General features: G+C 68.4%; 10 protein-coding genes. 1 reads left to right on the forward strand and 9 read right to left on the reverse strand.

What is annotated here, in order from left to right:
• Positions 1-3: 3 nt before the first annotated feature.
• The 6 genes from NBRGI_RS05830 to NBRGI_RS05855 all read right to left on the reverse strand — a co-directional run bounded on the left by NBRGI_RS05830 (position 4) and on the right by NBRGI_RS05855 (position 8,577).
• The gene (locus NBRGI_RS05830; RefSeq protein WP_029893256.1) at positions 4-786 is read right to left on the reverse strand and encodes an enoyl-CoA hydratase family protein; all 783 of its coding nucleotides are present in this window, start codon (positions 784-786) and stop codon (positions 4-6) included.
• 59 nt (positions 787-845) lie between these two features.
• Positions 846-2,006, reverse strand: a complete 1,161-nt coding sequence (locus tag NBRGI_RS05835) for an acyl-CoA dehydrogenase family protein (RefSeq protein WP_029893259.1) — start codon at positions 2,004-2,006, stop codon at positions 846-848.
• A gap of 77 nt (positions 2,007-2,083) precedes the next feature.
• A complete protein-coding gene (locus NBRGI_RS05840; RefSeq protein ID WP_051727527.1) occupies positions 2,084-4,120 on the reverse strand; it encodes an acetyl/propionyl/methylcrotonyl-CoA carboxylase subunit alpha in 2,037 nt (678 codons plus the stop codon).
• 7 nt (positions 4,121-4,127) lie between these two features.
• The gene (locus NBRGI_RS05845; protein ID WP_029893263.1) at positions 4,128-5,726 is read right to left on the reverse strand and encodes an acyl-CoA carboxylase subunit beta; all 1,599 of its coding nucleotides are present in this window, start codon (positions 5,724-5,726) and stop codon (positions 4,128-4,130) included.
• Positions 5,723-6,868 carry an acyl-CoA dehydrogenase family protein gene (locus NBRGI_RS05850; RefSeq protein WP_029893265.1) on the reverse strand — a complete coding sequence of 382 codons (1,146 nt, stop codon included), beginning with the start codon at positions 6,866-6,868 and terminating at the stop codon, positions 5,723-5,725. Before NBRGI_RS05850 ends, NBRGI_RS05845 begins: the two co-directional genes overlap by 4 nt.
• Positions 6,865-8,577, reverse strand: coding sequence for an acyclic terpene utilization AtuA family protein (locus tag NBRGI_RS05855; RefSeq protein ID WP_029893267.1), 1,713 nt, complete (start codon positions 8,575-8,577; stop codon positions 6,865-6,867). The genes NBRGI_RS05850 and NBRGI_RS05855 overlap by 4 nt, the downstream gene beginning before the upstream one ends.
• A 199-nt stretch (positions 8,578-8,776) precedes the next feature.
• On the opposite strand from NBRGI_RS05855, the gene NBRGI_RS48460 reads away from it, so the two are divergent.
• Positions 8,777-8,938 (forward strand): hypothetical protein, encoded by a 162-nt coding sequence (locus tag NBRGI_RS48460; RefSeq protein WP_162483017.1) that lies wholly within the window; start codon positions 8,777-8,779, stop codon positions 8,936-8,938.
• Position 8,939: 1 nt separating this feature from the next.
• Here the strand turns inward: NBRGI_RS48460 and NBRGI_RS05865 are convergent, their stop codons facing one another.
• The 3 genes from NBRGI_RS05865 to NBRGI_RS05875 all read right to left on the reverse strand — a co-directional run bounded on the left by NBRGI_RS05865 (position 8,940) and on the right by NBRGI_RS05875 (position 11,948).
• Positions 8,940-9,704 carry an adenylate/guanylate cyclase domain-containing protein gene (locus NBRGI_RS05865; protein ID WP_036557637.1) on the reverse strand — a complete coding sequence of 255 codons (765 nt, stop codon included), beginning with the start codon at positions 9,702-9,704 and terminating at the stop codon, positions 8,940-8,942.
• A 538-nt stretch (positions 9,705-10,242) separates the two neighbouring features.
• Positions 10,243-11,004, reverse strand: a complete 762-nt coding sequence (locus NBRGI_RS05870) for an ABC transporter permease (protein ID WP_029893270.1) — start codon at positions 11,002-11,004, stop codon at positions 10,243-10,245.
• The gene (locus NBRGI_RS05875) at positions 11,004-11,948 is read right to left on the reverse strand and encodes an ABC transporter ATP-binding protein (RefSeq protein ID WP_029893272.1); all 945 of its coding nucleotides are present in this window, start codon (positions 11,946-11,948) and stop codon (positions 11,004-11,006) included. The genes NBRGI_RS05870 and NBRGI_RS05875 overlap by 1 nt, the downstream gene beginning before the upstream one ends.
• Positions 11,949-12,041: the final 93 nt, after the last annotated feature.

Consider the following 12,041-nt stretch of genomic DNA (forward strand, 5'->3'; position numbering starts at 1 on the left):
GGGCTATTCTGCCCAGCTCGCGGGACGGCGCTGCAGGAAGGCCAGCATGCCCTCGTGCACCTCGGGGGTGCCGAAAAAGCTCGCCGAGCGTTGCGCGAGTTCCTCGGCCGAGGCGTCGAACTCGGCCAGCATGGCCGCGTTGACCAGCCGCTTGCTCTCGGCCAGCCCCTGCGGCGAGCCTTTGCGCAGCTCCGCGCGCAAGCGCGCCATCTCGGCCACCGGATCGGCCGCCGCGGTGCTGATCAGCCCGATCTGCTCGGCCACCGCGGCATCGAACTTCTCCCCGGTCAGGAAGTAGCGCGACGCGGCCCGCGAGCTCAGGCGCGGCAGCAGGGTGAGCGAGATCATGAACGGGGCCAGCCCGATGCGCACCTCGGTGAGCGCGAAACTGCTCGTCGGCCCGGCCACCGCGATATCGCAGGCCGCGACGATGCCCATCCCGCCGGCCCGCACGTTGCCGTCGATCTGCGCGATCACCGGCTTGGGCGTGGCGATCAGGCGGCGCAGCACGCCGATCATCACGCGGGTGCGCTCGTCGGCGGCCACCGCGGGATCGGCGTTACTGGCCTCGGACAGGTCGGCGCCGGCACAGAACGTGTTGCCGGTGTGGGCGAGGACGATGCCGCGCACCTTGTCGTCGGCCGCGGCCGCATCCAGGCCCTGCAAGAGTTCGGCCACCAGCTTCGACGACAGCGCGTTGCGGTTGTGCGGCGAATCCAGTGTGAGCGTCGCGAAACCGTCCGCGACGTCGTAGCGGACGTAGGGCGCGGTGGATGTCTCGGTCATCGAGTCTCCTCATCGCCGCGCCGGGGTACCGCGCTCGGCGCCCCGGCGGGCGGACGTGGTCAGTAGGACTTGGGCAGGCCGAGCGAGTACTGCGCGACGAAGTTCAGCACCATCTCCCGGCTGACCGGGGCGATCCGGCCGATGCGCGCGGCAGCCAGCATCGCGGCCAGGCCGTACTCCTTGGTCAGGCCCGCGCCGCCGTGCGTCTGGATAGCCTGATCCAGCGCCTTGATACTCGCCTCCGCCGCAGCGTATTTCGCCATGTTCGCGGCCTCGGCGGCACCCATCTCGTCGCCGAGGTCGTAGAGCGTCGCGGCCTTGCGCATCATCAGCTTGGCCAGCTCGAGCTCGATCTTCACCTGCGCCAGCGGATGCGAGATGCCCTGGTGCGCACCGATCGGCGTCTTCCACACCGTGCGCTCCTTGGCGTACTGCACCGCACGATCGATGGCGTAGCGGCCAAGGCCGATCGCCATCGCGGCGCCCATCACCCGCTCCGGATTCAAGCCGGCGAACAACTGCATCAGCGCGGCGTCTTCCTTACCCACCAGCGCGTTCGCCGGCAGCCGCACGTCGTCGAGGAACAGCGTGAACTGATGATCCGGCTCGATGATGTCCATTTCCTGCGGCGTCTTGTGGAAGCCTTCGGCATCGGTCGGCACGATGAACAGCGCGGGCTTGAGCTTGCCGGTCTTGTGATCCTCGGTGCGCGACACGATCAGCACGGCCTCGGCCTGATCCACCCCGGAGATGTAGATCTTGCGGCCGTTGAGGATCCAGTCCTCGCCGTCGCGGCGCGCGGTGGTGGTGATCTGGTGCGAATTGGAGCCCGCGTCCGGCTCGGTGATGCCGAACACCATCTTGGCGCTGCCGTCACCGAGTTTGGGCAGCCAGGTCTGCTTCTGCTCATCGGTGCCGTACTTGGTGATGATGGTGCCGCAGATGGCCGGGGAGACCACCATCAGCAGCAGGCCCGCGCCCTGCGCGGACAGCTCCTCCATCACCAGCGCCAGCTCGTAGAGCCCCGCGCCACCGCCGCCGTACTCCTCCGGCAGGTTCACCCCGAGGAAGCCGAGTTTGCCTGCCTCGTCCCACAATTCGGTGAGCGGCTCGTTGGCGCGGGCTTTCGGCAGCACGTAGTCGCGATAGTTGTATTTCGCGGCCAGCGCGGCAACAGCGGCCCGTAGTGCCTGCTGTTCTTCGGTTTCGACGAAGCTCATGCCCGCACCTCGCTGACGCTCGGTTCCGGCATGTGCTGTGCACGCCGGCACATGATTCGTTCGCTGCGCTCTCTCATTCAAGACTCCTGGTTTTCGTTGCTCTCGGCGGGATCGACGACGGCAAGGACGGCGCCCACGTCGACCTGCTGGCCGACGGTGACGTTGACGGCGCTGAGCACGCCGGCGGCGGGGGCGGCGATGGTGTGCTCCATCTTCATCGCCTCCAGCCACAGAATGGGCTGACCTTGTTCGACCTGGCTGCCGACCTCGGCGCCGAGCCGGATCACGCTGCCGGGCATGGGCGCGAGCAGGGAGCCGGTGGCCACCTGGTCGGCCGGATCGCTGAAGCGCGGCAGCTTGCGCGCGCTGACCGGCCCGAGCGGCGAGTCCACGCACACCAGATCGCCGTACCTGGCGACGGCGAAATGCCGACGGACCGGGCCTCTTTCGCCCGGCACCGCGAGCACCACGCGGTCGGCGCTCGACTCGAGGAGTTCGAGGCCCTCGTGACCGTCCACCGCGACCACCCCGCGGGTGTAGCGGTAGCCGATATCGTGCGTGCCGCTGGTACGGCTCTCGAACAGCTTGTGCGTCGACTGCGACGGCAGGTTGCGCCAGCCGCTGGGCAGTCCGCCGCCCGTCCGGGCCGCAGCGCGGTTCGCCGCGGCATCGGCCAGCGCGGCCGCCACCAGAGACAGCGCCTCGTCGGCCTCGGACACCAAAGGCGCTGCCAGCGTGTCCAATCCGTGCGTGCCGAAGAACGCGGTATCGGTGTCCCCGGCCAGGAAGGCCGGGTGGCGCAGTACCCGGACCAGCAGGTCGCGGTTGGTCACCAGGCCGTGGATCTGTGCCCGGTGCAGCGCGGTCGCCAGCAACCGTGCCGCCTCGTCGCGGGTTTCGGCGTAGGAGATGACCTTGGCCAGCATCGGGTCGTAGTGCACGCCGACCACCGAACCGTCCACCACACCGGTGTCCAGTCGGATACCCGGCCGGTCGAGCAGATCGAATTCGGTGCGCACCAACGGGATGTCGAGCCGGTGCACGGTACCGCTCTGCGGCTGCCAGTCCTGCGCCGGATCCTCGGCGTAGAGCCGGACCTCGATCGAATGCCCGTGCATCGCAGGCGGTTGCGACGGCAGTGCGGCACCGGCCGCCACGTCGAGTTGCAGGCGAACCAGATCCAGGCCGGTGGTGCACTCGGTGACCGGATGCTCCACCTGTAGGCGGGTGTTCATCTCGAGGAAGAAGAATTCGCCGCGCTCGTCGGCGAGGAATTCCACCGTGCCCGCGCCGGTGTAACCGATCGCGCCCGCGGCCAGCCGCGCCGCCTCGAACAGCCGCTCGCGCATCCCTTCGGTGCGCTCGACCAGCGGCGAGGGCGCCTCCTCGACGACCTTCTGATGCCTGCGCTGAATGGAGCATTCGCGCTCGCCGACCGCCCAGATGGTGCCGTGCGTATCGGCCATCACCTGCACCTCGATATGCCTGCCGGTTTCGAGGTACCGCTCGCAGAACACCGTCGGATCGCCGAAGGCCGATTCCGCCTCGCGCCGCGCCCCTTCGAGCTGCGTGGTCAATTCGGCCAGGCTGCGGACCACGCGCATGCCGCGCCCGCCGCCGCCCGCGGACGCCTTGATCAGGACCGGCAGCTGATCCTCGGTGACTTCGGCCGGGTCCAGCTCGGCGAGCACGGGGACGCCCGCGGCGTCCATCATCTTCTTCGCGGCGACCTTGGAGCCCATCTGCTCGATCGCCTCGACCGGCGGGCCGATCCAGACCAGCCCCGCCGCCAGCACTGCCTTCGCGAAATCGGCGTTCTCGGAAAGGAATCCGTAGCCGGGGTGCACGGCGTCGGCGCCCGCGGACAGCGCCGCCTCGATGATCAGATCACCGCGCAGGTAGGTTTCGGCCGGGGTGTTGCCGGGCAGCCGTACTGCCGAATCCGCCTCCGCCACATGCGGAGCGGCCGCGTCCGCGTCCGAATAGACCGCGACGGTGCTCAGACCGGTACGCCGACAGGTGGCGAACACGCGGCGCGCGATCTCACCTCGATTGGCGACCAGGACACTCGACAGCCCGCCGGTCCCGGAATCACGCTGCGATGCAGTAGTCATTGGACCCTCACATTCGGAAGACGCCGAAGCCGTCGGCGCCCTTGATCGGGGCGTTGTGAATGGCCGACAAGGACATTCCCAACACGGTGCGGGTATCGCGCGGATCGATGACGCCGTCGTCATAGAGACGACCGGACATGAACATGGCCAGCGACTCGGCCTCGATCTGCGCCTCGACCATGGCGCGCATCCCGGCGTCGGCCTCCTCGTTGAACGGCTGGCCCTTGGCCTCGGCTGCCGCCCGGCTCACGATCGAGATGACACCGGCCAGTTGCGCGCCACCCATCACGGCGGATTTCGCACTGGGCCAGGCGAAGACGAAACGCGGGTCGTAGGCGCGCCCGCACATCCCGTAGTGCCCGGCGCCATAGGAGGCGCCCATCAGCACGGAGATATGCGGCACCGTCGAATTGGAGACCGCGTTGATCATCATCGCGCCGTGTTTGATGATGCCCTTCTGCTCGTACTCCTTGCCGACCATGTAGCCGGTGGTGTTGTGCAGGAACAGCAGTGGCGTATCGGTCTTGTTCGCCAGCTGGATGAACTGGGTGGCCTTCTGCGATTCCTCGGAGAACAGCACGCCCCGCGCGTTGGCCAGGATGCCGATCGGGTAGCCGTGCAGCTCCGCCCACCCGGTGACCAGGCTGCTGCCGTACAGCGGCTTGAACTCGTCGAAATCGGAGCCGTCCACGATGCGCGCGATCACCTCGCGCGGGTCGAACGGAATCTTCAGATCCGAGGGCACGATGCCGAGCAGATCCTCGGGGTCGTACAGCGGCTCGAGCACCGTCGGGCGCGGCGCCGGGCCCTGCTTGCGCCAGTTCAGCCTGCGGACGATGGCGCGGCCGAGCCGAATCGCGTCCTGCTCGTCGATCGCGTAGTAGTCGGCCAGACCCGAGACGCGGGCGTGCATATCGGCGCCGCCGAGCGATTCGTCGTCGGACTCCTCTCCCGTCGCCATCTTGACCAGCGGCGGGCCGCCGAGGAACACCTTGGAGCGCTCCTTGATCATCACCACGTGATCGGACATGCCGGGGATGTAGGCGCCGCCCGCGGTCGAGTTACCGAAAACCAGTGCGATGGTAGGTATTCCGGCCGCCGAGGCGCGGGTGAGGTCGCGGAACATGCGACCGCCGGGCACGAAGACTTCCTTCTGCGTCGGCAGGTCCGCGCCGCCGGACTCCACCAGCGAGATCACCGGCAGCCGGTTCTCCCGCACGATGTCGTTGATCCGCAATGTCTTTCGCAGCGTCCACGGGTTGGAGGTGCCGCCGCGCACGGTCGGGTCGGGCGCGACGATCATGCATTCGACGCCCTCCACGATCCCGATGCCCGCGATGGTGCTCGCGCCGACGTGGAATTCGCTGCCCCACCCCGCCAGCGGGCACAACTCCAGGAACGGCGAATCCTCGTCGACGAGCAGCTCGATCCGTTCGCGCGCGGTCAGCTTGCCGCGCTTGCGATGCCGGGCCAGCTTCTCCGGCCCGCCGCCCGCGATCGCCTTCGCGAACTCCCCCTCGACCTCGGTGAGCTTGGCGGTCATGGCTTGCGCCGCGGCCGCGTAATCCGGCGACGCGGTGTCCAACGTGCTGCGCAGGGTGGTCAAGACTGGTACCCCAATCGTTTGGCGGCAAGGCCGGTCAGGATTTCGGTGGTGCCACCGCCGATGCCGAGGATGCGCATGTCGCGGTATTGGCGTTCGATCTCGGATTCGCGCATGTAGCCGAGGCCGCCGAACAGCTGGACCGCCTGGTTGGCCACCCATTCGCCCGCCTCGACGGCGGTGTTCTTGGCGAAGCAGACCTCGGCGATCAGGTCGGTCTCGCCGTTCGCGCTGCGCTGGGCCACATCCTGGGTGTAGACGCGGGCGACATCGATGCGCCGCGCCATCTCGGTGACCGTGTTCTGCACGGCCTGCCTGCTGATCAGTGGACGGCCGAAGGTTTCCCGGCTGCGCACCCATTCCAGGGTGAGATCGAGGCAGCGCTGCGCGCTCGAATACGCCTGCACCGCAAGGCCGACCCGCTCGCTGACGAACGCGCCCGCGATCTGGAAGAAGCCGGAGTTCTCCGCGCCGACCAGGTTCGCCGCGGGCACCCGGACGTCCACGTAGGACAGTTCGGCGGTGTCGGAGGCGCGCCAGCCCATCTTGTCCAGCTTGCGGCTCACGGTGAAGCCCGGCGTGCCCTTCTCCACCACGAGAAGCGAAATCCCTTGCGAGCCGGGCCCACCCGTGCGGACAGCGGTGACCACGTAGTCGGCGCGGCAGGCCGAGGTGATGTAGGTCTTGGCGCCGTTGACGATGTAGTGGTCGCCGTCGCGGCGCGCGGTGGTGGTGAGGTGGCCGACATCGGAGCCGCCGCCGGGCTCGGTGATGGCGAGCGAGCCGATCTTCTCCCCCGCCAGTGTCGGGCGCACCCACCGCTCGATCTGCTCGGGGTTGCCCGCGGCGATCATGTGCGGCACCGCGATACCGCAGGTGAACAACGAAGCGAACAAGCCACCGGAGGCCCCCGCCTGGTGCAGTTCCTCGCAGACGATCATCGCGTCGATGCCGTCACCGCCGGAACCGCCCACGGCTTCCGGGAATTGGATGCCGAGCAGACCGAGCGCGCCCGCCTTCTTGTGCAGCTCGCGCGGGATCTCCCCGTCGCGCTCCCACTCGTCCAGATAGGGCAGGACTTCGCGCTCCGCGAAACTGCGCACCGTGGCACGCAATTCGCGCCGCTCAGGAGTATTCCAATTCATAGCAACTCCAATGGGATGTCGAGATGACGGGACCGCAGCCATTCGCCGAGTCCTTTGGCCTGTGGGTCGAATCGGGCCTGATAGGCGACGCCCTGTCCGAGCAGTCCCTCGATGATGAAGTTGACCGCGCGCAGATTGGGCAGCACGTGCCGGGTCACGGTCAGCGCGGCGGCCTCGGGCAGCAGCTCTTTCACCCGGTCGACGGTGAGTGTGTGCACCAGCCAACGCCATTGGTCCTCGGTGCGCACCCAGACGCCGACATTGGCGTTGCCGCCTTTGTCGCCGCTGCGGGCCAGTGCGATGCTGCCGAGCGGCGCGCGCCGGGTTTCCTTGCCCACGAACGGTTCCGGCAGCGCGGGCGCGCTCACCTCGGCCAGTGCGAGCGTGTCCGCGGCGGGCGCGATATCGGTGCGCGAGCCATCCGGCAGCACCGCGACGTGCGGCACCTCGGTGGCCGCGACGTAGCCCGGCGTGTACACACCGTAGGGCGAACCGTTGCCGGGCAACGTGGTGAAGCTGCACCCCGGATAGCTGGCCAGTGCCAGCTCGACGGCGACGCTGGAGAAGGCACGGCCCACCTTGTTCGGGTCGGCGTCGCGCACCACGCAGCGCAGCAGCGCGCTGGCCTGCTCCTCGGTGTCGGCGTCGGGCCGGTCCAGACGGGCCAGCGTCCAGTCCAGCTCCGCGGGCTTGGTCGGCAGCCAGGACTCCAGCTGACGCTGTGCCAGTGCGGCTTTCGCCTCGATATCGAGTCCGGTGAGGATGAACGCCATCTCGTTGCGGAAGCCGCCGAGGGTGTTCAGCGAGACCTTCAGCGTGTCGGGCGGGGCCTCGCCGGCGACACCGCTGATCAGCACCCGGTCCGGGCCGTCGGCGGCGAGTCGCACGGTGTCCAGCCGAGAGGTGACATCCGGGCCGGCGTAGCGCGCGCCCTGGATCTCGTACATGAGCTGCGCCGCGACCGTGTCGACCGTGACCGCGCCGCCGGTGCCCTCGTGCTTGGTGATGACACTGCTGCCGTCCCTGCGGATTTCGGCGATCGGGAAGCCCGGCCGGCCGAGATCGGCGAGTTCGGTGAAGAAGGCGAAGTTGCCGCCGGTGGCCTGGGTGCTGCACTCGATCACATGCCCGGCCACCACCGCACCCGCCAGCTGATCGTAATCGGCTCGGCCCCAGCCGAAGTGGGCGGCCGCCGGGCCGACGACCACCGACGCGTCGGTGACCCGGCCGGTCACCACGATATCGGCGCCGGCGTTCAAGCATTCGACGATGCCCCAGGCGCCGAGGTAGGCATTGGCGGTGAGCGGGGCGCCGAGGCCGAGTTCGCCTGCGCGCCCGACCAGATCGTCGCCTTCGACGTAAGCGATCTTGGCGTCGAGGCCGAGGTCCGCGGCCACCTTGCGCAGGCGCTCGGCGAGCCCCGCGGGATTCAGACCGCCCGCGTTGGCGACGATCTGCACGTTGCGTTCCAACGCCAGCCCGAGGCAGTCCTCGAGTTGTTTGACGAAGGTCTTGGCATAACCGAGGCTCGGGTCCTTCATCCGGTCCCGGCCGAGGATCAGCATGGTCAACTCGGCGAGGTAGTCCCCGGTGAGCACGTCGAGCTGCCCACCTTCGAGCATCTCGCGCATCGCGCTGAACCGATCGCCGTAGAAGCCGGAACAGTTGCCGATCCGGAGGACCTCCGGATTCGCGGCCAGCGTACTCATCAGCGGGTATGCCTCCTCTGCGGTGCCGGACCGGCAGGACGCAGCCGCGTGCCGCACCCGTGAAGTCCGCGTTCCGGGGTTCAGCATCACACCGTGCACAGAAAAAAGCAAGCGCGCGTGCTTGTTAATCGGCCGTGGGTCAGATCACCGCAGGAAGCGCGTGCGAAGCGAGTCATCAGGACAGAGCACAATGGGCCCCGTGTCTACTGATGTCACCGTGATTCTCTTGATCGCCCTGGCCGGCTTCTTGCTCGGCGGGGCGTATACGACGTGGAAAACGGCGCGACCGCTATCGATCGCACTCGGGGTCTGCGCGGTACTCGCCGCGGCGGGCGGCATCACCTGGTGGGTCGGGTCCTGACTCAGTTCTCCGACAGCCGGAAGATGCGCAGGTCTTCGGGGACCCCGTTGAGCGGCGCGGCGAAGAAGCTGCGGCGGTACGGCTTCACGACGTAGCCCAGTTCCGCGAGGGTCTCCGGCTGCAGCGACTGCAGCGTCGCCTCGGACAGCATCGTGTTGCCGTTGCCGCCCGCCTCCATCACCCGGGCCGCGATGGTGACGTCCACGCCGAGCCAGTCGCCGCCGATCTCCCGCGGCGAGCCGGTGTGCAGGCCGATCCGCATCTGCGGGCGGTAATCCCGCACCTTCACATCGGCCAGATTGCGTTTGGCGTTGATCGCGGCACGCACCGCGCGCTCGGCGGACGGGAACACCGCCATGACGCCGTCGCCCATCCGCTTGACCACCTGACCGCCGCGCTCGGCGATCGGCGGCTCGATGGCCTTGGCCACCCGGCGGAGCAACTCCAGGGTCGCCTCGTCGCCCGCGGACAGCGACCAACTGGAGAACGCGACCAGGTCGGTGAACATTACGGTTATCTCTTGGTTACCTTTGCCGCGGCCGACCCGCTCCAGCATCGCCTGCCAGACCTGCAACGCACCGAAGCCGATCTCCCTGGCCGCGCTGGGGGTGTCGCCGACCAGCTTGTCCGCGGCCCGCGCGACGGCCCGCGCGCCACCGGGGCCCGAAACCGACAGCGGGTCACCGAAAGAAGGGTCACCGGGCAGCTGCTCGCGCGCTTTGCGGAGCACTCCGATGAGATCTTTCCGATTGTTCGCCGCGTTCATCAGCGTGGAAAGCTGACCTTTGCGCAGCCCCGCGCGGGAGCGGCGGATCGGCCCGTCCGCGTCCGCGGGTACCAGCGGGATGACGACCTCGGGCGGAAGGGCATCCTCGCCCTCCGAATCCGACCCGGGCGCAGCACCGCCGGAAGGTGTTTCGCTCACGTGCAGAGGGTATCTCAGCCGTCCCGCGGCTGGTGGATCGCTGATCATGGCCACCGTGCTACCTCCCGACGGACGCAGCGGGCACGACATTGGGGCCGCCGATGGATAACGAGCTGGTTGCTGGTTCGAACTGTACTCGCGGATCCGGCCCCGCTGAAGCGACGTGATTCACAGTTTCCGCGATGTTCACAGTGCTCGCCGACCAGCGATAATGCCCTCGGCCAAAACATCATCGGCCCGGCGCGAAGGGGATTCGCACCGGGCCGATGGTCACACCGTCCACCGGGCAGTGGCGGGCGGTGCATGGGCGCACGGACCTCCCGACAAGGTCGGCGCCCCAACCCGAGTGGCGAGGGAGGGCGACTCGGGTAGTTCGTGGTCAGGCGTCGCGCTGGTTCACCAGGACCAGTGCGGCGCCGTAAACGATCGCCGTGAAGGCGGCGAAGTAGAGCAGGCTGCCCCACGGACCCCAGTGCCAGTTGGCACCCGAATCCGAGACGCTCAGGAAGTGGCTGGCGTTCTGGAACGGCAGGAACGGTCCCACGTTGCGCCCGAAGCTGCCGAACGCGCCGAGCAGCGGCTCGATCAGCAGCGACCAGAGCACGATCAGCGAGATCGCGGCCGCCGACTGGCGGACCAGCACGCCGACGCCGATGGCGACGGCGATCATGAGGAAGGCGTAGATCGGGATGCCGTAGACCGCCCGCCACTGTCCGTCCAGGGCCAGATCGGCGTTCGGGGCCGAGCCCGCGATCGCCTTGGCCACGCCGACGGCGAGGAAGGCCAGGATCGTGGTGAGCACGGCGCTGAAGACGCCGACCAGCGCGGTCTTGGTCAGCAGCACCTTGGTGCGATTGGGCACCGCCTGGAACGTGGTCCGGATGACGCCGAAGCGGTACTCGCTGGTCACGGTCAATGCGGCCATGATCATCAGCACCATCACGCCGAACCCGACGACACCCGAGGTCGCGGTGCTCACGTCCAGATTCGGGGTGCCCTGCGCGGGATCCTCCCCGGAGGACTTGACCACCAGCGAGAACAGCGCGGCGAGGCCGAGACCGAGCGCGACGACGACCGCCGAGCACCACCAGGGCGACCTGGTCGAGGTGAGCTTGATTCGTTCTGCTGCCAGCACGCCCATCAGAGCGCACCTCCCATCGCCTGTTCGAGGCCTTCGCCGTGGTATTGCACCGCGCCGCCGGTCATCCGCATGAACGCTTCCTCCAGCGAGGCACGCTGCGGCGCGAGCTCGAACAGCGTGATGTCGTTCGCGCCGGCCAGTTTGCCGACCGCGTCGCTGGCCACACCCGCCACGACGAGCGCGGGCCCGTCCTGGCCGCTGCCGTCTTCGCGCACGGTCATGCCGTTGGAGGTGAGCAGGCTGCGCAACTGGTCGAGCTGCGGGCTGCGCACGCGCACCGACTGTTCGGAGGCGCGCTCGATGAATTCCTGGGTGGTGGTGTCGGAGATGAGCTGCCCGCGCCCGATCACCACGAGGTGTTCGGCGGTCTGTGCCATTTCCGAGAGCAGGTGGCTGGAGACCAGCACGGTGCGGCCCTCGGCGGCCAGGCGCTGCATGAACCGGCGGATCCACAGGATGCCCTCCGGGTCGAGGCCGTTGACCGGCTCGTCGAACAGCAGCACCTGCGGGTCGCCGAGCAGCGCGCCGGCCAGACCGAGCCGCTGCGACATGCCGAGCGAGAAGCCGCCCGCGGTCTTGCCCGCCACCTCGGACAGGCCGACCAGTCGCAGCACCTCCTCCACCCGCGACTTCGGGATGTCGTTGGAGGCGGCCATCCACTCGAGGTGGGCGCGCGCCGAACGGTTCGGATGCACCCACTTGGCGTCGAGCAGCGCGCCGACGGTGCGCAGCGGATGGTCCAGTTCCCGGTATGGCTTGCCCAAGATGTGCGCGGTCCCCGCGGTGGGCTTGTCCAGCCCGAGGATCATTCGCATCGTCGTCGACTTACCGGCGCCGTTCGGGCCCAGGAACCCCGTCACCTGTCCGGGTCGAACGGTGAAGGAGAGATCCTGAACCGCGACGGTCTGCCCGTAGTGCTTGGTCAGCCCTCTCAGCTCGATCATGACGACCAGCATTCCCGAAAATCGGGCGACGCGCGTCACCAGAAGGTGTCGATTTCGATCATCCTCGAGGATGATCGACACCCTGACTAGCTG

The organism is Nocardia brasiliensis IFM 10847 (assembly GCF_000710915.1).
GTDB classification, from domain to species: Bacteria; Actinomycetota; Actinomycetes; order Mycobacteriales; family Mycobacteriaceae; genus Nocardia; species Nocardia brasiliensis_A.